Origin of the sequence: Microbacterium sp. BDGP8, from assembly GCF_029991045.1 — a bacterium.
Classification (GTDB): domain Bacteria; phylum Actinomycetota; class Actinomycetes; order Actinomycetales; family Microbacteriaceae; genus Microbacterium; species Microbacterium plantarum.
Window position 1 is genome coordinate 2,859,873 of sequence record NZ_CP120712.1, and the last position, 23,147, is coordinate 2,883,019.

The 23,147-nt window shown below is 69.1% G+C and carries 12 protein-coding genes; 8 read left to right on the plus strand and 4 right to left on the minus strand.

What is annotated here, in order from left to right; genetic code table 11:
- Positions 1 to 114 precede the first annotated feature (114 nt).
- From P6897_RS13775 to P6897_RS13790, 4 genes are all read right to left on the minus strand, one after another.
- Complete coding sequence (locus tag P6897_RS13775) at positions 115 to 4,242, minus strand: LamG-like jellyroll fold domain-containing protein (RefSeq protein ID WP_282501504.1); 4,128 nt, start codon at positions 4,240 to 4,242, stop codon at positions 115 to 117.
- A gap of 65 nt (positions 4,243 to 4,307) precedes the next feature.
- The gene (locus P6897_RS13780) at positions 4,308 to 5,321 is read right to left on the minus strand and encodes a LacI family DNA-binding transcriptional regulator (protein ID WP_282501505.1); all 1,014 of its coding nucleotides are present in this window, start codon (positions 5,319 to 5,321) and stop codon (positions 4,308 to 4,310) included.
- Between the two features lie 118 nt (positions 5,322 to 5,439).
- Complete coding sequence (locus P6897_RS13785; protein ID WP_282501506.1) at positions 5,440 to 11,706, minus strand: Ig-like domain-containing protein; 6,267 nt, start codon at positions 11,704 to 11,706, stop codon at positions 5,440 to 5,442.
- A gap of 101 nt (positions 11,707 to 11,807) precedes the next feature.
- Positions 11,808 to 12,830 (minus strand): LacI family DNA-binding transcriptional regulator, encoded by a 1,023-nt coding sequence (locus P6897_RS13790; protein ID WP_269268067.1) that lies wholly within the window; start codon positions 12,828 to 12,830, stop codon positions 11,808 to 11,810.
- Between the two features lie 158 nt (positions 12,831 to 12,988).
- Between P6897_RS13790 and P6897_RS13795 the strand changes: the two genes are divergently transcribed.
- From P6897_RS13795 to P6897_RS13830, 8 genes are all read left to right on the plus strand, one after another.
- The gene (locus P6897_RS13795) at positions 12,989 to 14,290 is read left to right on the plus strand and encodes an extracellular solute-binding protein (RefSeq protein ID WP_282501507.1); all 1,302 of its coding nucleotides are present in this window, start codon (positions 12,989 to 12,991) and stop codon (positions 14,288 to 14,290) included.
- Between the two features lie 57 nt (positions 14,291 to 14,347).
- Complete coding sequence (locus tag P6897_RS13800; protein ID WP_282501508.1) at positions 14,348 to 15,253, plus strand: sugar ABC transporter permease; 906 nt, start codon at positions 14,348 to 14,350, stop codon at positions 15,251 to 15,253.
- 1 nt (position 15,254) lies between these two features.
- Entirely contained in the window at positions 15,255 to 16,178 is a 924-nt protein-coding gene (locus P6897_RS13805; RefSeq protein WP_274179402.1) for a carbohydrate ABC transporter permease, read from the plus strand.
- Between the two features lie 2 nt (positions 16,179 to 16,180).
- Positions 16,181 to 18,145 carry a beta-L-arabinofuranosidase domain-containing protein gene (locus P6897_RS13810; RefSeq protein ID WP_282502599.1) on the plus strand — a complete coding sequence of 655 codons (1,965 nt, stop codon included), beginning with the start codon at positions 16,181 to 16,183 and terminating at the stop codon, positions 18,143 to 18,145.
- Positions 18,146 to 18,622: 477 nt separating this feature from the next.
- Positions 18,623 to 20,023 carry a sugar transferase gene (locus P6897_RS13815; RefSeq protein WP_348997227.1) on the plus strand — a complete coding sequence of 467 codons (1,401 nt, stop codon included), beginning with the start codon at positions 18,623 to 18,625 and terminating at the stop codon, positions 20,021 to 20,023.
- A gap of 28 nt (positions 20,024 to 20,051) precedes the next feature.
- Complete coding sequence (locus tag P6897_RS13820) at positions 20,052 to 21,059, plus strand: GDP-mannose 4,6-dehydratase (protein WP_282501510.1); 1,008 nt, start codon at positions 20,052 to 20,054, stop codon at positions 21,057 to 21,059.
- On the plus strand, positions 21,056 to 22,006 hold the full coding sequence (locus tag P6897_RS13825; protein WP_282501511.1) for an NAD-dependent epimerase/dehydratase family protein: 951 nt from the start codon (positions 21,056 to 21,058) through the stop codon (positions 22,004 to 22,006). The genes P6897_RS13820 and P6897_RS13825 overlap by 4 nt, the downstream gene beginning before the upstream one ends.
- Positions 21,990 to 23,120 (plus strand): glycosyltransferase, encoded by a 1,131-nt coding sequence (locus P6897_RS13830; RefSeq protein WP_282501512.1) that lies wholly within the window; start codon positions 21,990 to 21,992, stop codon positions 23,118 to 23,120. Before P6897_RS13825 ends, P6897_RS13830 begins: the two co-directional genes overlap by 17 nt.
- Positions 23,121 to 23,147 lie beyond the last annotated feature (27 nt).

Here is a 23,147-nt window from a genome sequence, read left to right on the forward strand (position 1 = left end):
GCAATGCTTTTCGGTGATTTCGAAACAGCTCGAAATCGGGGCGCGGCGCGCCGGCGCCGAGGCGCGCCGTCAGGGGCGCGCGGTCTGCGTGCGCACCCCCTGACGACGACCGGGTCAGCTCAGGCGACGTCGGCGAGACCGCGCCAGCGCGGCACCCGCGCCGACGAGCGCGGCGCCGCCGAGCACCCAGGCACCGAGGGCGAACGTGCCGCCCGTGGCCGCCAGCGATCCCGGCTCGACGACGGTCACCCCGTACCACCCGATGACGCGGCCGTCCGCGCCGGTGATCGCGAGACGGTGCTCGCCGAGCGGCGCGTCGCTGGCCACGCGGAGCGAGACGGTTCCGTCCGCGGCGACGGTTCCCGATCCGAGCGCGCTCGGCGTCGAGAGCAGCCAGCCCGACACGTCTCGGCCGGCCGCGGCGGTTCCGACGGTGATTCTCACCGTCTCACCGCGCACGAGCGTCGTCGGACCCGACACCGAGTCGCGCGTCGCTTCCGTCAGCTCCGCTGACGTCGGAGCCTTCGAGGTCGTCGGCTGCGTCGTCGAACTCGGCGTCGGTCCCGCCGTGGGGCCGGGGGTCGGCGGGGTCGAGGGCCCGGGCGTCGGCTCCGGCTCCGGCTCCGGGTCCGGGTCCGGGGTCGAGCCGGCGGACGCCGTGAGCGCCGACACGACGATCCGGTCGATGATCGGAGACAGCTCCGCCCGCAACGGGATGCCGGGGAAGTTGTCCTCGGCGAAGGTCTCGCCATCGAAGTTCGGCTGCTCCGACGATGCGAACCGGATCTGGTTCTGCCCCTGGGCGAGGTCGAGCACCAGGGTGCGCTCCCAGAAGTTGTTGCGGTGGAAGGTCGGCACGAACAGCACTCGTTGCGCGGCGCCGTCGTTGACCGAGATGTCGGCGTGACGGGCCATCGGGTTCGGGTTGTAGTGCGTGGCCGGAACCTGCTCGGGGTTCGAGAACCGCACGACGACCGCGTGCGGACCCGCCTCGGCGGCATCCACCGTGAACGTGAGCGTGTTGTCGTTACCCGGCTCGCCGCCGATGCCGTCGACCGCCGCGCCGCCGTCGGCGAGGTCGGCTTCGACGACCGTCGCCGTCCCGGCGAGTGCTCCGTCCTCGGCCTGGTAGGTGCGGTGCTCGATCTTGTCGCGTGAGCCCGAGACGGTGATCTTGTCGAGGGATGCCGCACCGCGCACGACGATCTTGTTCACGCCGCCCTGCAGCTGGACGTTGGCCGCTCCCGCGCGCGAGAGGTCGAGGATGTCGTCACCGTTGAGGCTGACCGTTCCGCCGCCCGCGCCCGCGACCTCGAGGTAGGCCTCGCCGTCGGTGTCGCTGTAGACCCAGAAGGTCGCCGAGTCCGCGGCGTCGAGGACGACGGAACCGGGGTTCTGCACCGACACCTCGCCGTTGTGGTCGGAGTGCTCGGCCTCGTACACGGTGCTCGGGGCCGCCTCGGTCGTCTCCAGCGTGATGCGATCGATGATGGCGTCACCCTGGGTCGAACGCGATCCGTCCACGCTCGAGGTCGAGAGAGCGATCTCGTGACGTCCGGCGCTCAGCTCGACCCGGGTGTCAGCGTGGTCCCACACGACCCAGCGGTAGCTGAGGGGCAGGTGGATCTCCTGTTCGCTGCCGCCGTCGACGGTGAGGAACACGTTCGTCGGGCCGTTGTCGGCGATCTCGGGGTCGGTGTTGAGGCTGCTCGAGAAGACCGACAGGTCGTACGAGCCGTCCTCGGGCACCTCGACGGTGAAGACCGCGGTCGAATCGGCGCCCGTGCGGAACCCGCCGATGTTGTAGGCCCCCGAGGTGAAGTAGTTGCCCACGGCGTTCGGCGATCCCTCGGGACCGTTGCGCGTCACGTCGCCGGTCAGGGCGGCATCCTCCGCCTCGTACGAGCCCCGCCAGGTGGCGGCGACGTCGATCGGCTGCGCGTTCTCGCCGGGGGTGACGACGATCTCGTAGGCATCGGAGTCCGTCATCGCCGGCAGCCCGTCACGGCCGAACGGCACGGTGATCGTCCCGTTCTCGACGGCGACCACCCGGTCGCTCAGGAGCCGCGGCTCCGACGAGTCGCCGATCTGCCCGGTCCACCCGATCTCGCGCACCTGGACGCGCACCGACGTTCCGAAGGTCTCGCTCGAGATGCCGGTGACGTCGACGGGCGCGCTGCCGTTGGCACCGCCGACGAGCGCTCGCGCGACGCGCTTGTCGTCGTCGATGGAGGCCACGCCCTGGAGCGTGTAGTTCACCCCGGGTGAGGGCGGGGTGACGGTGGCGGACTGACCGCTCATCTGCGCGTAGGCGTTGTACAGCCACCACTGCCCGTTGCCGCGGTTCTGCTGCACCGCCGAGTCCGACAGGTTGCCGTTGATGTTCCAGAAGGCGATCATCGCCTCGACCTTGGTGTCTTCGATCGCCGACATCCACTGCACCATCTGGCCCGGGACCGAGGTGTGGTAGTTGAACGCGTACTCGTTGATGTTGATCGGACGGGGCTCGCCCTCCCAGGCGGTGCCGGCGAATGCCGCGGCCTCCCAGCCGCGGTAGCGCGCCACCGACTCGCGGATGGCCTGCGGGTGCGACAGTTCGTGCCAGGTGACGATGTCGGGCACGGTGTCGGCCTGCACCGTGTGGCGGAGGAACCCCTCGACCTGTGCGAAGAGGTGCTCGGTTCCCGGGCCGGCGATGCGCAGCGGGATGCCGGTGCGCTCCGACCAGTCGCGGATGGTGCGGTAGGTGTCGTCCCACATCGCGAAGTAGACGGTGGGGTCATCGAGCCACGACACGTTGCCCGACAGCGACCACGGCACGTTGCGGTTGCTGAACATGTTGCCCTCGGGCTCGTTGAACGGCTCGATGACGAGGTGATCGGCGACGTAGCCGCGCTGGGTGTCGTCGACCGCGGCGAACTGCTCGATCATCTCGAGCTGGTCGTTTAGACGCTGGGTGTAGTCGGCGCGCCGCTCTTCGGGCGTGCTGCCCGGCACCTGATAAGGGAAGCCGCGGTAGTAGTCGGTGATGCGGAGGTAGACGTCGCCGCCCGCGCGGGCGAGGTTCGGCAGGATCTCCAGTGCGTCCGACCCGGGGTGCTGGCCGCCGTCCTGCGCTTTGGTCGCGACCGAGCGGACGTTCATCCCCTCGATGAGGTTGTCGGTCGGCATGCCGTCGCCGTAGAGGCCGTAGAGCAGGCCCGACGCGCCGCCCTGGAATTCGCCGGTGCGCGCCGACAGGTCGACCGTGAGCTCGCCCCGGGCGACGGTCACGTCGGTGCGGACGCTCTGGCCTGCCGCGACGCCCGACACGGTGAAGGTGCCGGGTTCGGCGTAGCGCTCGGCGGGGACGTCTTCCCAGTCGATGGCGATGTCTCGGGCGTAGCCGTCCGAGAACGCTCCGCGAACCGCCGGTGCAAGCGCGGGAGCTTCGCCGATCCGCGTGGATGCGGTGAAGACCTGCTGCGTCAGCGACTGCAGCGTGGGCTGCGCGGTTCGGCTGATCTCCGCCACGTCGGACGCGGTGAGCGCCGCCCGGTAGATGCGGAAGTCGTCGACGGCTCCGTCGAAGGCCGGATCGGGGTAGAACGACCGGCCGATCGACCCGCCGAACTCCGACGTCGCCGTGACGAGTTCGCCGGGGGTGATGTCGGTCGTGGTGGTGGCCAGTTCCGTGCCGTTGATGTACGCGGTCAGCTCGTCGGCGTCGGTGTCGAGGGTGAAGGCGAGGTCTACCCAGTCGCCGACGCGGAGGGGGTTCGAGCCCAAAATCTGCTTCTCGGCGGCACCGCCGCTGGCACGTGTGATGGCCGTGCGGAGGTTGCCGTCGCCCGATTGCGGCGTGAAGAAGAGGTACTTCTGGTTGTCGGTGCCGATCCCGAAGAGCCACTGCCAGTTCGCGCCGCCGTCCCAGCGAACCCGCGTCGTGACGCTGAGGTCCGTCGCCCCGGCGATGGGGTCGCGCGGGATGCGGATGGATCCGCCGCTCAGGTCGAGCGCGGCGCCGTCGGGTCCCGCGATCGTGGTTGCCGCGCCCGAGAGTGCACCGTTCCAGCCGTTGCCCGACGAGTCGGGAACCACGCCGTCGGCGACGCCGTCCATCGAATAGTGCAGGTCGGGTTCGGGCGCCGCGGCCGCGGCGGGCAGGGCGGCGCCGGTCAGCGCGAGGCCGCCGCCGACCGCGAATGCGGTGGTCACGGCGGTGACGCGTCTGCGCAGGTGGCGCGATCGTGGATGGGTCATGTCGTTGCCTCTCTTCGGAACGGTGGAGTTCGGGTCGTGCGGGGGGTGGGAACAGGAGCGGGTCGTCACGGCTGCGGCGGTTGCGCGACCGAGCCGCGGTCGATGACGACCGGCGGAAGCAGGAGGTGGGCGTCGCGGGGCGCGGCGTCCTCGATGGCGCCGACGAGCTGCGCCACGGCGCGGCGCCCGAGCTCTCCGGCGGCACTGTCGATCGCGGTGAACGGCAGCGAGAACGCGCGGGCGAAGTCGTCCGAGTACCGCCCGATGACCGAGACGTCGTCGGGCGCGCGCAGGCCGCGTTCCCGCAGGACGAACGGCAGCGCCGCCGCGGCGGCCTCGTTGTTCAGCAGGATGCCGGTCGCATCGGGGTGCATGTCGAGGATGTCGTGCAGCTGGCGGCCGACGTCCGGCTGCGATGCGGCAGCGTGGTGACGGTGCAGGGTCACGCCCAGCCGATCCGCCATCTCCTTCGCCCCGGCGGCCAGACGCCAGACGTAGGCCCCGCCCCGGTCGACGACGTGGCGGGGTTGCGACACGAGGACGACCTCGCGGTGATCGAAGGCGTGGAGGTGACGCACCATCAGTCGCCCCGTCGAGCGGAAGTCGAGATCGAAGACCATGAGGCCCGCGGGGTCGCCCGGCGACCCGATGAGGACGCTGGGCTGATCGATCTCCACCAGGACGCGAAGCCGGTCGTCGTTCTCGCCGACGTTGAGCAGCACGATCCCGTCGACCATGCGAGACGCCGCGAGTCGCCGCAGCGCCGCGACGCCGTCTTCGTCCGACACCAGCAGGGTGTCGTAGCCCAGATCACGAGCGCCGTCGGTCACCGCTCTGATGAACTCGAGCATGGCCGGCGCGAACTCGTCGGAGAGGAATCTCGCCATCAGGGCGAGCACCTTGGTCTGCGATGTCGCCAGCGCGCGTGCGCCGGCATTCGGGGTGTAGCCCAGCGACTCGACGGCCTCCCGGACGCGCTGGCAGACGGGCTCGGAGATCGTTCGTTTGCCCGACAGCACATACGAGACGGTCGCCCGGGATACGCCCGCCGCGAGGGCGACGTCGGTGATAGTGGCCATGATGCCTTTCGGGTGAACCGGTTCAACGGTGAACCGGTTCACCGCGCCGTCGGAGTTCTCGGGAGAGGAAGAAGGAGAGGGGAAGGGGCCGGGGGTGTGATCCCCCGGCCCCTCGGCGTCACGCCGCGCGGCGGCGGCGGATGATGCCGATGGCGACCAGCGCGAGTCCGAGCAGGACCACGCTCGCGCCGATTCCGATGGTGTTCGCGACGACGCCGGCCTCCTGACCCGTGGCGGGAAGACCCGACACGGTGGGAGACGTCGCGCCGGGCGTGACCACCGTCACCTGCGCCGTCAGCACACCGCCGGGCACGACCAGTGCCACGGTGTGCACGCCGGCCTCGGCGTAGGCGGGAACGGTGAACACACCGGATGCCGTCCCGTCGGCGCCCACGGTCAGGGTGCCCAGGCGGACCGGGGTCGACCGGAACTCCACCGCGAACACCGTGCCCGGCTTGGCGCCCGAGACGCTCACCGGCAGCTGACCGCCGGGGGCGACCTGCGTGACGCCGAGGCGCAGCACCTCGTCGCCCGTCAGCGAACCGCTCGGCTCGCCGCCGGGATCCGTGCCCGGACCCGTCCCGGGGTCGGTGCCCGGACCCGTTCCGGGATCCGTCCCCGGGTCGGTGCCGCCGGTCGTCTTGGCCGGGACGGCTGCCTCGGCCACGGCCGAGACGTTGCCGGCGACATCCGTCACCCGCACCTGCGCGGTCGTCGCGGCATCGCCGGTCGGGATCGCCCCGCCCGTCGCCGTCGCCCACGCGCCTTCGCCGAACCGGTACTCGACCAGCGCCACTCCCGAGAGGGTGTCCGTCCCCGTGGGGGTGATGGTGCGGGATGCCGCATTCCAACCGACACTCGCCTCGGGCGCCGCCGCGTCGCGCTTCACCTCGACCGAGCCGGGCTCGGAGGTGTTGCCTGCGGCATCCGTGGCACGGAACCACACGGTCGTGGTTCCGTCCGCGGCGACCTCGACGGGCGCGGTGTACGCCGCCCAGGCACCGTCGCCGACGCGGACCTCGATCGCCGGTGCGTCGTCGCGATCGTCGATCGCCGTCGCGCTGACGCTCACCGTGCCGGTGTGCCAGCCGCTGGCCGGCGCCGCCGGCGACACGGCGGCCTCGACCACCGGGGCCTGCGTGTCGGGGACGACCACCTCGGGCTGCTCCCAGACCTGCCATTCCTTGATGCCGACGCTGCCCTTGCCCGACTCGGTCCCCGCCGGAGTGAGGTTCAGGCGCAGACGCGTCGTCTCGACGGGTGCGAAGTCGACCGTGTTGTAGGCGTCCTTCGCGACGCCGTAGTCACCGGTCGCCTCGACGGGGACCCAGGCCTCGGCATCCGCATCCCAGTACTCCGCCGCCCAGTCCTTCGGCACGTCGATGCCGAGTCCCTGCGCGTCGATGTTCGAGACGAAGTACACTCCGAGCGAGCTGACGCGCACCGGTTCGGTCCACTCGTACTGCACCCACTGCGGCGAGACCTCGGGCCACACACCCCACACGTTGGCGTTGTCGTTGGGGGTGACATCGCCCGATGAGGTCGGCTGGACGTTGTCGTTCAGACCGTCGACCGTGTTCCAGCCTGCCGTCCCCGATGCGGTCGGGGTCGCCAGCAGCGCCACGTTGCGGCGCTGCTCACCATCGGCCCGGGGAACGGTGCGCTCCACGATCTGCGAGACGTTGCCCGCGGTATCGGTGGCCCGCACCGCGACCCGCGTCTCGTCGAGACCGACGAGCACACTGCCCGTCAGCGGCGTCCAGGCTTGGTCGTCGTTCAGCCGGTACTCGACCGAGACGACCCCGGATGCCGCATCTGTGGCGGTCGCCTTCACGGTCCGCGAGACGGCGTCGGCGGTGACCTCCACCACCGGGGCGGTGGTGTCGATGCGCACGACCTGTTCAGCCACCGCCGACTGGTTGCCGGCGGCATCCGTCGACCGTGCCTGCACGACGTGGCTGCCGTCACCGTCGACCGAGACGGCCGCGGTGTAGGCCGTCCAGGCCCCCTCGTCCACGCGCACCTCGGTGCGGGGAGCGGAGTCCTGGTCGTCGGTCGCAGTGACGGCCACGGTGACCGCCTGCGTGTGCCAGCCCGAGTCGGGCGCGGCGGGCGAGACCTCGAAGGCGACGGTCGGCGCCGTGGCGTCGTCTCCCCCGCCCCCGACGGTCACGGCGGCCGAGGCGGCCTTCGTGCCCGGCAGGTCGCTCTGCACCGTTCCGGCGACGGTGAAGTCGCCGGCCTGAGCATACGAAGCGGGCTCGACGGCGTTCCAGGTCACCGGGAGGTCTTGCCGCGAGCCGTCGTTGAACAGCACGCCGACGCTCTTCGGCAGCACCGGAGCCACACCCACGAGGGTGCGCGTGGTGACCGTGTCGACCTGGTTGATCTGGCCGGGGGCGGTGGCACGCACCCAGACCGTCGCCTTCGCCGGCAGCGGCGATCCCGGGACGATGCCCGAGAGCGGGAAGCTGCCCTCGCCCGCGACCTGGTCCTCGGTGACGGGAGCCCACGAGACCGGGAGGTCGGCGTGGCTGCCGTCGGAGTAGGTCGCGTCGACCGTCGTCGGCAGCTGCGGGATGGTGCCCACCGCCGTCCGGACGTCGATCGGCTCGATCGCCGTCGGAGCGTCGGCGTACACCTCCAGCTCGCTGACGGCCACGGCGGCGCGCGCTGAACCGGTGCCGGCTGCCTCGAGCACGACCCGCAGGCGGGTGGTGGTCACGGCGTCGAAGGTGACGTTGTTCGGAGAGGTGCGGTCGACGCCGTACGCCGAGGCGCCGGTCACGTCGGCCCACGCCGAGCCGGTCCAGTACTGCGCCTTCCAGCTCTTCGGAACATTCACGCCGCTCGTCGAAGCCGGGTCGGCCTGGTCGCTCCAGAAGCTGATCTCGGCACCGGCGATGCGCTGCGGCGACTGCCATTCGTACTGCAGCCAGCGGGTGGCCGGGTGGTTGCCCGACCAGGTTCCCCAGATGTCGCTCTGGGCCCCACCGGTGAAGAGCACCTTGCCGTCGTTGACCGCGCGCACGTTGTTCCACGACGCGGTGTACTCGGCCGTCGGCACCGCGTCGGGTGCGACGTTGGCTCCGGCGGTGGCCGGCTCGCCCTGCACGGTGACATCGGCCTGCGACGTCTTCTCGCCGTCGGTGGCGGTCAGGCGCAGCACGTACTCGCCGGCGTCCGAGAACCGGGCCGTCGTCGATGCCGAGGCGGCGTCGTCGAACAGCACCGTGGCGCCGTCGGGCGCGCTCTGCACCGTCCACTGCGAGCTGAGCTCACCGCTGGGCAGTCCGTCGTCCTTCACCGAGCCGACGAGTGCGGCGGCTCCACCGACGGATGCCTGCGGGTTCTCCCACGCGGTGACGAGCGGCGCCTGGTTGGTCGACTCCGGCGCTGCGAGACCGGTGCGGAACACCTGCAGCTCCTTGACACCGGTCTTGGCGCCGGCAGCGTGGGTGACCGTCAGTCGCACGGCGTCGCCGGTGACCTCGGCGAACTGCACGTGGTTGTAGTTCGCGCGCGGGTAGGCGGGCATCCGTGCCTGCTGCGGGATCGGCGTCCACTGACCGTTCCGGCGCACCTCGAGCGTGTACACCGACGGCTCGGCATAGCCGGCCGCCGTCGCCGACGACGAGCTGTCGTAGAAGTACACCCGTGCGTCGTCGAAGGTCTGCTCTCCGCCGAGCTCGACGGTCAGCGCGTCCTTCTCGTTGGGCGAGCCTGCCGTGCCCCAGAATGGCTCGTTGATCGTCGTGCCGTTCACGGCGCCCGCGGGCTCGCGCCCGGGAGCCGAGAACGTCGCGGTCGCCGACTCGGCGAGGTTGGCGCTGCCCGTGCTGGCGGTGCGGATGTCGGCACCGGCCTTGGCGAACAGGTCGACGATGCGGGCGTCGTCGGCGAATCGCACCTCCTGCGGCGTCTGCACGGCGGATGCCGTGGCCGTCACGACCTCGGCGTCGCCGCCCAGCACCTCGACCTCACCGGTGGCGGGGTCGTAGACGACGTGTGCGAGGTCGTCGACCGTGAACGCGAGCTCGCCGTCGAGGAAGATCGAGTAGCCCTCGGGGACGTCGTCGCCGTAGTGGCGCTCGCCGCCCGGCTGGTCCCACGTGACGGTGAGGTCGCGGTCGCGGTAGCGGATGTTGTTGGCCGTGAAGTGATCCCAGCCGATCGCGATCGGGTCGAGCTCGATCTTGGCGTCGCTGCGGGTGCGCACGCCCATCGCATCCTCGATCATCGTGAAGTTCGTCGCACCGAGGATCGTGTGGTGGATCCACGAACGGTAGTCGATCTTCTGCGGGTCGGCCGATCCGTTCGCCCAGAACTCGTTCTGGTCCGGCAGGCGGTTGTCGCCGCCGTTCTGGTAGTGGGCCCAGGCGTTCCAGTAGAGGAGCTTCTTGTACCACTCCGCGTTGATGGCATCGGTGGGGTAGTCGCGCAGCACGGTGGAGAGCATGCGGAACGTCACCGTGGAGTTGATCACCGAGAAGTTGTTGCTGCCCTGGCCGCCGGTCGCGTTGTACGCGGCCTGGTCGGCCTGGTTGGCGGTGAAGAACGGGAAGATCGGGTACTGCTTGTCGTCGGCGAACAGTCGGAGCGCCTCGACGTAGTCGTCGTCGTAGTCGGCGTCACCGGGCTTGGGGACGAGCCCGACGGTGAAGGGGTAGTAGTTGTTGATCTCCTTCCAGGGCACGTGCTCGCCGTTGTTCGCCATCGCGTGCTCGAGGAGCTTGCGGTCGGGGTTCCACAGCACGTCCATGACCTGGGTCTTGATGTTCTGCGCGAAGGCTTCCATCTCGTCCGCCTTGGCGGTGTTGCCCGCGACGCGGTAGGCCTCCGCCGCGGCGAGCGCGTTGGAGTACAGGTAGGCGTTCTCGGCGCGGTCCTGGAACCCGCCCTTCCAGTGGAACGACACCGCATCCGCGTCGTTGCCGGTCATCGCGCCCCAGTCGTACTCGATGAGGCCGTTGCCGTTGTGGTCGTAGGCGTCGACGAGTCCCTTGACGTCGTACTCGGCGTACTCGGCGAGGTTCTGCGCGATCGGGGTCGGGCCGCCGTGCAGCTCGTAGGCGCGCCAGGCCGCCTCGGAGATGTACTGCGTGTAGCTGTTGGACCAGTTCGCGGGGTCGCCGGGGTTGTCGACGAACTTGTAGCTCTTGCTCGTCTCTCCTGCCGAGACCCACGGACCGTACGAGTAGATCGGGTCGCGGAAGTACTTCAGGTCGTCGATGAACATGCCCGTCGTGAGCACGATCGCGTTGTTGTAGCCGAGCACGCCCTCCATCGAGGTCGGGAACTGGTAGGTGTTGCCCGGCATGTCGGCGTCGAGGAAGTTGTAACGCATCAGCCACCAGCGGTAGTAGAGCGTCTTGTCGATGTTGTCTTCCGGGGTGTCGAGGTAGGGCACGTTCTCGGCCCACCACCGGTTGTAGAGCGTGACGTGAGCGGTGTACGCCGCCGCCGAGGTGGCCTCGCGGATCGCGTCGTAGTCGGCGCGCGAGTCGGCGATCTCGTCGGTGACGAGGCCGAGCTGCACCTTCGTCGACGCCGTCCCTCCTGCGGGCACCGCGAGGGTGCGCACGAGGGTCGCGCCGGCGGGGGCGAACTGGTCACCCGACAGCCGCGGCGAGAGCTTCGTCAGGTCGTTCAGCGCCTGGACGTGACCGACGAGCTCGTCGCCCTCGGCCGTCGCGGCGTAGGGAGAGCTCACGATGAGCTCGACGTCGACGGCGCCGCCCGTGGCGCGCACGTCGAGGTTCGTCACGAGCACGTTCGCGTCGGTGATGAACTTCGTCTGCACGACCTCGATGCCGGTGCCCGCGTCGGTGTGCACGCTCTGCCAGTAGCTCGGGGTCTGCTTACGCTTGGTCGTGTCCTCGGTGAGGGCGATGTCGGCGCCGCCGACGCGAGCGGTGATCGTGTAGGCGCTCCGGCCGTCGATCGACTCCCAGTACGCCAACTGCCCCGCGAAGCCGAGGACGGCGGGGTTGTGCTCCTTCATGAACGCGGCGCGGCCGCGCGTGAAGAGCCACTGGTTGTTGTCGCCGAAGCTGCCGGCGGTGCCGGTGCGGGCGAGCATCTCGTCCATCCAGAAGTCGTTCTGGGCGTTGCTACCCGCGCCTGCGGCGACGTCGGCGTCGAAGATCCGCATGAGCTGGTTGCCGGGAGTGTAGGTCACCCCCGTGTCCGGCACGGGGTTGGGGCTGCCCGTGAAGGTCGGATAGCCGATGTCTGTGTTGGCGGCGTAGGCGGGCGCGACCGCGAAGGTCGTCGCCAGCACGGCCGTGACCGCTGCGGTAGCGATCGCGGTTCGCCCGAGCCGACCGGAGGTCGTCGGAGTGCAGTCCACGGTGATTGATTCCTCTCGGCGCCGTTCGTCCATGAGCGACGCGTGCGTGCTCGGACGCTACAGAGAGGATGCCGGGTTCCGCAACGCTTTTCGGGAATTTCGAAACAGCCCGAAAAACTGTGACCCCGGTAGCGTCAGCGGTGGGCGATCGTCGAGCCGCGGATGACGAGCTTGACAGGAAGCTGGTGGGTGCCCGATCCGATGTCGGCACCGTCGATCGCGTCGAAGATGCGCTGCGCCGCCTGCCGGCCGAGCTGCTGCAGGTTCGCGTCGATGGTGGTCAGCGGCGGTCGCGCATTGCCCGCGAGCAGCTCCCAGTTGTCGTAGCCGATGACCGCGAGGTCACCCGGCACGTCGCGCCCGAGGTCGCGCGCCGTGTCGAGCACCCCGCGCGCGATCTGGTCCGAGCCGCAGAAGACCGCGTCGACGTCGGGATGCCGCTCGAGCAGCATCGCGGCCGCGTCACGACCCCAGTGCTCGGTCCAAGCGGCGAACATCGGCTCGGCGACGAAGTCGAGGCCGGCGGCGCCGAGCGCGGCGCGCGCACCGGCGAGGCGGTCCTGCGCGGCGGCGTAGGTCGGATCGCCGGTGATGTGGGCGATCCGGGTGCGGCCGCACGAGAGCAGGTGCTCGATCGCCAGGCGCCCGCCGGAGTAGTTGTCGGGCGTGAGCGAGAGATCGCGGGAGTCGTCCGAGGGCGAGTAGGCGTAGACGACGGGCACCGGGATCTCCTGCCCGAGCGAGGGGCGCGGGTCGGTCTGCCGCCCGACGACGATGATCCCGTCGACGCGGCGGCTGAGGAGCGCCCGCAGATGGTGCTGCTCGCGGATGGCGTCACCGCGCGCATCGCACAGAAAGACGTTGACCTGCCCGGCCCCGAAGGCGTCTTCGGCGCCGGAGAGGATCGGAATCATGAAGCGGCCTTCGAGGTCGCTCGTGAGCAGTCCCACGGTTCCGGTGCGCCCCGCCAGGAGGCTGCGCGCCGCCGCGTTCGGGGTGAAGGTCAGCTCGTCGGCGGCGGCGAGCACGCGCTTGCGGGTGGCCGGGGCGACGTCGCCGCGACCGTTCAGAGCCTTGGATGCTGTCGCGATCGAGACACCGGCGCGACGTGCCACATCGCTGAGAGTCGTGGCGCGTTGCCCATCGGTCGGTGCCATGTTGATCCGTTTCCTCATCGTTACATCCGGCCGTCTTGACGCCCGTCCTAACCTAGGTTACCTTCCCGAAAGGGATTTCGGTTTTTTCGGATTCCCGGACTCACGCGGTGCCCGCCCGAACGGCGCAGCCGCTCAATGAAGAGCAAGAGGAGACTGCAATGACCCCATTCCGGCGCCGCCCGGCATTCCGGGCCGCGACCGCCGCGCTCGTCGCCGGCGTCCTCGTCGGCGGCCTCGCCGCGTGTTCGACCAGCGGCGGTGGCGACACCGCTGCCCCGGCCGACATTCCCGCCGCAGGAACCGACGACGGCACGACGCTGACGCTGTGGACGCGCGCACCGCTCGAGCGTCAGGCGAAGCTGCTCGTCGAGGCGTACAACGCCAGCCACGAGAACCAGGTCGAGCTGACCGTCGTCCCCAACGACGACTACGTCGCCAAGGTCGGCGCCGCCGCCGGTTCGGGAGGACTCCCCGACCTGTTCGCCGCCGACATCGTCTACGTGCCGAACTGGGTCGAGCAGGGCCTGTTCCAGGACATCACGGCGCAGGTCGACGGCCTCGACTACAAGGACGACATCAACCAGGGCCACCTGTCGGCCGGCACGGTCGACGGCAAGGAGCACGTACTGCCCTTCGTCCTCGACCTGTCGATGCTGATGTGGAACAAGGAGCTCTTCGCCGAAGCCGGCCTCGACCCCGAGAAGGCTCCCGCGACGCTGTCGGAGTTCGCCGACGCGGCCAAGGCGGTTCAGGAGCTCGGCAAGCCGGGCGTCTCGGGCACCTCGACCGGCCTGAACTGCGGTGGCTGCCTCGTCTTCACGTGGTTCCCCTCGGTCTGGGCATCCGGTGAGCAGGTTCTCAGCGACGACGGCACCGAGTCGCTTCTCGCCGGCGACGCCGCGCAGGAGGTCTACAACACCTGGAAGGACCTCGAGGCTGCCGGCGCTGTCGCTCCCGGCTCGGCCGACGAGACCGGTGCAACCTGGGTCGCGGGCTTCCAGGAAGGCAAGGTCGGCGTCATGCCGTTCCCGGCCACCCTGCTGTCCGGCCTCGACTTCGAGGCCGGGGTCGCCGGCATCCCCGGTGTCGACGGCGGCGCCTCGACGTTCGTCGGTGGCGACGGCATCGGCATCTCGAAGGACTCGAAGCAGTCCGCGCAGGCGTGGAACTTCCTCTCGTGGATGATGTCGGAGGACGCTCAGGTCGAGGTGCTCGCCAAGGACGGCAACGCCGTCTCGCGCGGCGACCTCGCTGAGAACACCTACGCCTCGGCCGACCCGCGCCAGGTGACGATCAACCAGGTCGCCGCCGAAGGTCAGACGCCCGTCGCGCTGAACTTCCAGCAGGCGTTCAACGCCCCGGGCAGCCCCTGGCTGACCCTCGTGCGCAACGCCGTGCTCGAAGGCACCTCGACGGTCGACGCCGACAACGACGAGATCACCGCGATCCTCGGTCAGTGACACACCCGGGGGCGTCGCCGCCGCGCGGCGGCGCCCCCACCCTCCGAAAGGAATGACGTGGCACTCACCACATCACCGCGCCGCACCCGATATCGGCGCACCGCCCTCGGCGGACCGGTCCAGGGCTGGCTGTACGCCGCCCCGACCGCCCTCTTCGTCATCGCCCTGTTCCTCATCCCGCTCGTGCTGGTGCTGCAGATGTCGGGCTCCGACTGGCCGCTGCTGCGCGGCAACATGGGGCCGAACTTCCCGACGAACTTCGCCGAGGCCCTCGACCACCGGCTGTTCTGGGACTCGGTGCGATTCACCCTGGTCTACACCGCGATCACGACCGTGCTGCTGATCGGCCTGGGTCTCGGACTCGCCCTGCTCGTGCAGGAGTCGACCGCCTGGAAGGGCTTCCTCCGCACGGCGTTCCTGCTGCCGAGCGCTCTGGGCCTGGCGTCGGCATCCCTCCTCTTCTACGTGCTCTACTCCCCCATCGCCGGCCCGTTCGCGGGGCTGATGGAATCGTGGGGCATCACCTTCCTGGGAACGCCCGAAGGCGCCCTGTGGTCGACGGTGTTCCTCATCGTCTGGCGGTACGCGGGCTTCTACATGCTGCTGCTGCTCGTGGGCCTGCAGGGCATCCCCGAAGACGTCTACGAGGCCGCCCGCATCGACGGCGCCTCGCGCTGGCAGATCTTCCGCGACATCACGGTGCCGCTCCTGCGTCCGACCTTCGCACTGACGACCGTCATGTGCGTGACCGGGTCGCTGCTGGCGTTCGACCAGTTCTACATCCTGACCAAGGGCGGACCCGACAACAGCACGATGACCGTCGTGCAGCTCATCTACAACATCGCGTTCCAGGGGCAGAACAACCTCGGCGTCGCCGCGGCGCTGTCGGTCATCATCCTGCTCGCCCTGGTCGTCATCAACGTCGTGCAGCTGCGCGCGTTCCGTCGCCCCGAGGAGGCCTGACATGGCTCTGACCGACGCCCCGGCGGGCTCCGTCCCGCCCGCCGCCCCCGACACCACGCGCACGATCGTCATCCCGAAGTCCCGGCCGCGCACGCGGCGCCGGCCGACCGGTCGCCTGCTGTGGGGCATTCCGTCGACCGTGTTCACGGGCGCGCTGGCGATCATCTTCCTGTACCCGCTCGTCTGGACCGGTGTCGCCTCGGTGAGCCCGCAGGCCGGCACGAGCCAGTCGGACGGGTGGGGGTTCGGCAACTACGTCACCCTCGCCAACTTCCAGTCGGGCATCTGGGTCTACCTCGGCAACTCGCTCTTCGTGTCGCTGCTGACGGTAGCGCTGACGCTGCTGACCTCTTTCCTCGGCGGGTACGCGTTCGCGCGGTTCAACTTCCCCGGCAAGAACGCGCTGTTCCTGCTCGTGCTGGCGATCCTCATGGTGCCGTACGCGACGCTGCTCATCCCGCTGTACGTCATCCTCAATGCCGTCGGCCTGCAGAACTCGCTCGTCGGGGTCGCGCTCGTGCTCACGATGTTCCAGCTGCCGTTCTCGATGTTCATGATGCGCATCTCGTTCGAATCGGTGCCGCGCGAGCTCGACGAGGCGGCGCTGGTCGACGGATGCACGAGCCTCACCGCCCTGTGGCGCGTGCTGCTCCCCGCGGTCAAGCCGGGCCTCATCACGGTGGGTCTGTTCGCGTTCCTCACCGCGTGGAACGACTTCATCGCACCGCTCATCCTCATCAACGACACCTCGCGCATCACGCTGCCCCTCGCGGTGGCGAACCTGCGCGGCCAAACGATGGGCGTCATCGACTACGGGGTCACCGAAGCCGGTGTCGTCGTGCTCGCGCTGCCCTGCATCGTTCTGTTCCTGATCCTTCAACGTCACTACGTGCGCGGCTTCATGTCGGGCGCATTCAAGGGATGACCATGTCGACTACGTTCCCCACCCGCCCCCTCGGCTCTGCGGCATCCGCCGCCGCTGCCGCTCCCGTCGTGCCCGCGCGTTCGCGGCTGCGTCCGCTCGGTCTGCACGAGGTGCGGATCACCGGAGGCTTCTGGGGTGAGCGCCAGCGCATCAACGCGGCGCATACCCTCGGCCATGTGCTCGGCCGCCTCGAGTCCGAGGGCTGGCTGCCCAACTTCGATCGCGCCGCCGCGGGCACGCTTCCCGCCGGACGCCGCGGGCGCGAGTTCTCCGACTCGGAGGTCTACAAGTACCTCGAGGCCGTGGCCTGGGAGATCGGTCGCAGCGACGACCCCGAGCTCGAGGCGACGCTGCGCTCGGTCGTCGCCCGGGTCGCCGCAGCGCAGGAGCCCGACGGCTACCTCAACACGAAGTTCGGCCGTCCCGGCCAGGAGCCGCGCTGGTCCGACCTCGAGTGGGGGCACGAGCTGTACTGCCTCGGTCACCTGTTCCAGGCGGCCGTCGCCCGCGAGCGCACGCGCCCGGGAGCGGATGACGGCCTGCTCGGCGTCGCCCGACGTGCCGCCGACCTCGTGTGCGAGGTCTTCGGGCCGACGGGCATCCCGGCCTTCTGCGGGCATCCCGAGGTCGAGACCGCGCTGGCCGAGCTCGCCCGCGTGACCGGTGACGAGCGCTATCGCGCGCAGGCGGAGCTGTTCGTCGAGCGCCGCGGAAACGAGACGCTCCGCGACATCGAGTTCGGGCGCACCTACTTCCAGGACGATGTGCCGGTCCGCGACGCCGATGCCCTCGCGGGGCACGCCGTTCGCGCGAACTATCTCGCCGCGGGAGCGGTCGACGTCGCCGTCGACGCGGGTGACGACGAGCTGCTCGCCGCCCTGCGCCGCCAGTGGGAGCGCACCCGCGGCCGCCGCACCTACATCACCGGCGGTCAGGGGTCGCACCACCAGGACGAGGCGTTCGGCGACGACTGGGAGTTGCCGCCGGACCGCGCCTACTCCGAGACGTGCGCCGGTATCGCGTCGATCATGTTCTCGTGGCGGCTGCTGCTCGCCGAGGGCGATGCCGCGTATGCCGATCTCATCGAACGCACGCTTTACAACGTTGTAGCCACCTCGCCCGCGGCCGACGGTCGCAGCTTCTTCTACGCCAACACGCTGCACCAGCGCGTGCCCGGCGTCGAAGCGGATCCCGAGGGCACGTCGCCGCGCGCGTCGTCGTCGCTGCGCGCGCCGTGGTTCGAGGTGTCGTGCTGCCCGCCCAACGTGGCGCGCACGCTCGCGAGCCTCGACGCCTACGTGGCGACCGCCGATGACGAGGGCGTGCAGCTGCACCAGTACGCGCCGGCAGAGATCCGCACGGTTCTCCCCGACGGCCGCATGGTGTCGCTCGACGTGCAGACGGCCTACCCCGCCGACGGCGTCGTGCGGGTGGTGGTCAGTGAGGATGCCGGCGGCGCGTGGACCCTGTCGCTGCGCGTGCCCGAGTGGGCCGAGGGTGCGCGCCTGCGCGTTCGGGATGCCGCGGGCGCGGTCATCGACGATGACGCCGCCGCTCCGGGCCGCGTCGAGGTGCGCCGCGACTTCCGCACCGGCGAGGTCGTCGAGCTCGAGCTGCCGATGGCGCCGCGCCTCGTCGCCCCCGATGCGCGTATCGACGCCGTGCGCGGTTGCGTCGCGGTCGAGCGAGGCCCCGAGGTGCTCGCGCTCGAATCGACCGACCTGCCCGGCGGTGCCGACGTCGGCCGGGCGGCGATCGCGGGCGACGCCGAGCCGGTCGAGCGCGACGGTCGCGTGTGGTTGCGGGTCGGGCTGCGCCCTGACGAAAGCGACGGATGGCCATATGGCAATCGGACTGCGAGCGGCACCGCGCCGGCTGGCGAGGGCGACCTGGTCCCCCTCGTGGCGTACCACGACTGGGCCAACCGCGGCCCTTCGACGATGCGGGTCTGGCTGCCCGTCGAGTGATGTTCGTCCGGCTCGTGCGGTCCCTGCGCCGCACGAGCCGGACGCATGTCCGGGGCAGCTGATCGAGGCGATGTCCCGCTTGCGTGACCACTAGTACGGATTACGAGTCGGTCCGGCCGCCACCCAGCGACAAGCCGGCTCCTGACCGGGCTTTTTCGAGCCTTGTCCACCGAATGGCCGACATCACGCCGAGGCGTGGCACCGGTACCATCGGCGTGGGGGAAGTTTGCCGATTTTGGCGATCCTGGTTCACATGCCCGACACATCTCAGGCATACGATCTCCCCCTCAGCACCACATCACACAGCGCGAGGAGGATGTCATGCCGTACGACTTCTCCGCTGCCACAGCGCCTGGCGTCACCCGAACGCGCGAGGCTTCCGCGCCTTTGCCCACGGCGGCCGCACCCGAGCCACCGTCCGCAACAGCACACCGCGGCCCGCGCGACTGGCGCCGCCGCTATGCCTCGCTGCTGAGGGTGACCGATCTGCTGGTGCTGGTCTGGGTCGTCTACGGCACGCAGATCGCCTGGTTCGGCTTCGGCAACGCGCAGGTCGCGATCCGCGAAGACTCGCGCATCACCGACATCTCTTACTGGCTCTTCTCCGGGGGCCTCGTCGCCGTCTGGATGTGGACGCTCAGCCTCGCCGACACCCGCGACCACCGCATCATCGGCGCCGGGGCCGAGGAGTACGCGCGCATCGCACGATCGAGCCTGTCGCTGTTCGGCGTCATCGCGATCATCGCCTTCCTCGCGCGGGTCGACGTCGCGCGCGGGTTCCTGCTCATCAGCCTGCCCGTCGGCGTCGGGATGCTGCTGTTCTCGCGCTGGCTCTGGCGCCAGTGGCTCGTCGCGAAACGCTCCGTCGGAGAGTACTCGGCACGCGTGCTGCTGGTGGGGTCTGAGGCATCCGTCACCCATCTCGCGCGCGAGCTGAAGCGGATGCCCGGCTCGGGTTACCGCGTGGTCGGAGCGTGCGTTCCGTCGGGTCGCGTCGCCGGCACCGTCAAGGGAACCAAGATCCCGATCATGGGCAGCGTGGATGCCGTCGCCCAGGCCATGGCCGCAACGGGTGCCGACACCGTCGCCGTCACCAGCACCGACGAGCTGCCACCCGACAAGGTGAAGCAGATCTCGTGGGGGCTCGAAGCCGGCCGCCAGCACCTCGTGCTCGCGCCGAGCATCGTCGACGTCGCTGGGCCGCGCGTGCAGACGCGCCCCGTCGCCGGCGTGCCTCTCATGCACGTCGAGACGCCGAAGTTCAGTCGCGGTCAGCTCTTCCTCAAGCGCACCGTCGACATTGTCGCCAGTGTGATCGGTGTCATCTTCCTGAGCCCCGTTCTGCTGTTCCTGGCGCTCAGCGTTCGACTGTCGAGCCAGGGACCGGTCTTCTTCCGGCAGACGCGCGTGGGCTTGCGCGGGCGTGAGTTCACGATGCTGAAGTTCCGCACAATGATCGTCAACGCTGAGGACATGCTCGAGGCGCTTGCCAAACAGCAACGCGACTCGGGCAATGAGGTGCTCTTCAAGATGAAGAACGACCCGCGCGTGACGCCCGTCGGCCGTGTGATGCGCAAGTTCAGCCTCGACGAGCTGCCCCAGCTCTTCAACGTCATCGGCGGATCGATGTCGCTCGTCGGCCCCCGCCCGCCGCTGCCCTCAGAGGTCGCGAAGTACGCCGACCACGTGCACCGCCGCTTTCTGGTGAAGCCCGGCATCACCGGCCTCTGGCAGGTCAGCGGGCGCTCCAGCCTGTCGTGGGAGGAATCCGTTCGCCTCGACCTGTCGTACGTTGAGAACTGGTCGCTCGTGAGCGACCTCGTCATCGTCGCCCGCACCGCCCGCGCCGCGCTATCGCCCGGTGAGACCGCCCATTGACCCTCCCCTTCCAACCGAGGAGAAACACTTGCCTGAGAAGTCTCGCGCGCTCGTCACCGGAATCACCGGACAGGACGGGGGGCACCTTGCGAAGTTGCTCCACGAGAAGGGTTACGAGGTTTTCGGTCTCATCCGGGGCCAGAACAACCCTCGCCGCACGGCCGTGGAGGCGGAGTTCCCGTACGTCAGCCTCATCGAGGGTGACTTGACGGACCCGACGTCGCTAGTGCGCGCCGTGGAGGCCGCCGATCCCCATGAGCTCTACAACCTCGCCGCCGTGAGCCACGTCGGCTACTCCTTCAAGAACCCCACGCTGACGGCAGACGTGACGGCGAAGGGCGTTCTCAACGTGCTCGAGGCTGTGCGCGTCACGAACCGCACAGCTCAGACGCGGGTGTATCAAGCCTCCACCTCGGAGATGTTCGGCGGCCTCGATTACAACCGCCCCGGGGCTGGCTACAACGAGCAGTCGCTGTTCCACCCCCGTAGCCCCTACGGGGTCGCAAAGCTGTACGGCCACTGGATCGCGAAGAACTACCGCGAGAGCTACGACATGTTCGTCTCGTGCGGCATCCTCTTCAACCATGAGGGCGAGCGCCGAGGTGTCGAGTTCGTGACCCGCAAGATCACTCACGCCGTGGCGCGCATCAAGCTTGGCCTCCAAACCCACCTGGAACTCGGTGATCTTTGGCCGAAGCGCGACTGGGGGTACGCGGGTGACTACGTCGACGGGATGTGGCGCATGCTGCAACACAGCGCCCCGGAGGACTTCGTCCTGGCATCTGGAGAGACGCATTCCATCGAGGAGTTCCTCACCCTCGCGTTCGGCGAGGTGGGGATCGAGGACTGGCGGCCCTACGTCGTTCAGAACCCGGCCTACATGCGCCCAGCGGAGGTTGACATCCTTCTGGGTGACCCGACCCGGGCGGAGGAAGTTCTCGGGTGGAAGCGCGAGGTCGACTTCCCCGGCTTGGTGAAGCTCATGGTGGCGCACGACCTTGAGGACCAGGCGCGCCTCGCCTCCGCAGCGCTGTGACTGGCCGCACGCTTCTCATCACCGGCTCTAACGGCTTCGTCGGGCCCCACGTCGCGGCGACCGCCGCGGGCCATGGCTTGCGTGTCTGGGCCACCGGCCGCGAGGCCAAGCCTTCCGATCGGCTAGCTCCGCATTGCGACGAGTACTTCTCGCGCGACCTCAGTAAGGAATGGCGGATCCCCGCGGAGGTCGACCTCGTGGTTCACCTCGCGGGGCTCGCGGCCGTAGGCCCGTCGTTCGAGCGCCCCCAGGAGTACATCTCGGTCAACAGCAGCATCATGACCAACATGTGCGAAGCGCTCATGGCGGCGAACCGGCGCCCGCGAATGGTGGTGGTGAGCTCGGGGTCGGTTTACGCGCCACCACGAGACGAAAGCACCGCGCTAGACGAATCCGCACCGGTGTCGGCCAGTTCGCCGTACGCGGTGGCCAAGATGCTCGTCGAGAGTCAGGCCGCGTACTACGCTCGTCGAGGCCTCGACACGATCGTCGCCCGGCCGTTCAATCACATCGGTCCGGGTCAGGCATCCGGTTTTCTTGTGCCTGACCTTGCACAGTCACTCGATGCGTTACCGCCCGAGCAGTCCCTGGAAGCCGGCAACCTGCATGCGGCCCGTGATTTCACTGACGTGCGCGATGTGGCGAGTGCATATGTCACATTGAGCGTGGCGCCCAGTCACGACCACGATCTCTACAACGTCGCCTCGGGGGCCGCCCACAACGGCTTCGATGTTCTCGCAACGATTTGTGATGCCAGCAACCGTCCTGTCCCCGAGGTCCGCATCGACCCGGGTCGGCTTCGCCCTTCCGACCCGATGCGCATCGTTGGCGACGCCAGGCGCCTGACCGCAGAATTCGGGTGGAAGCCGGCGATTCCATGGACACAGTCGATCCGCGACTACCTGACAGACCGAGCGGGGAGCTCTGCCAGTGGCGCCAAAGCGTGAACCCCGGGCGAACGTAGCGATCGCCCACGATTACCTGACCCAACGCGGCGGCGCGGAGAAGGTAGTCCTAGCACTGCATCGCGCGTTCCCCGAGGCGCCAGTACACACGACCCTCTTTGAGCCCGACCTTACGTACCCGGAGTTCCAGGGTGTCGATGTCGTTCCCTCCAAGCTCAACGCCTTCCGTATCTTCAGACGGTCCCACCGCCTCGCCCTACCGTTCCTCGCCCCAATAGCGAACAGCATGTCAGTTGATGCGGACCACACCATCGTCAGCTCAAGCGGTTGGGCTCATGGCTTCCGTACCACCGGGAGCAAGATCGTCTACTGCTACTCACCGGCGCGGTGGTTGTACCAGCGGGAGGCGTATCTCGGCTCTCGAGGACTGAACCCTCAGCGTATGGTTCTCACAATTCTGTCGCCCTTCCTCAAACGGTGGGATAGAAGACAAGCTGCCACTGCGACAAAGTACTTCGCCATATCCACCGTCGTGCAGCAACGCATCAGAGATGCCTACGGGATCGAGGCGGAGGTGCTGCCTGCGCCCCACTCCATCGACACCGCGCTACCCCAAGACCCCGTCGACTTGAGCTCAGAACATGAGGCAGGCTTCTATCTCTGCATTTCACGCTTGTTGCCATACAAGAACGTGCATGCGGTCGTCGAGGCTTTCAACCAGCTCGGGCTCCCCCTCGTCGTCGTCGGCACCGGCCCGGAGGAGAAGCACCTGGCCTCTCTTGCCGGGCCGAACGTGGTGATGCGAAAGAATCTCAGCGACGCTCAGATGCGATGGCTGTACCAGCGGACGCAGGCAGTGGTCTCCGCCAGCTTTGAGGATTTCGGCCTGACCCCGATCGAAGCGGCCGCGTACGGGAAGCCCTCGATAGTTCTGCGTTGGGGCGGCTTTCTCGACACGGTCCGCGAAAATGAGACCGGCGTGTATTTCGACGACCCACAGCCGGCCGCGATAGTGGCCGCAGTAAAGGCTGCACGCACTGTCAGCTGGGACGCGGATCTGATCAGAAGCCACACCGAGATCTTCTCGGAGGAGCACTTCGCGCGGCGCCTGCGCGCGGAGATCGAATCCATAGACGAAAGCGGCGGGTCGGCATGAACGAACGCCATTCGATACGGGTCCTGC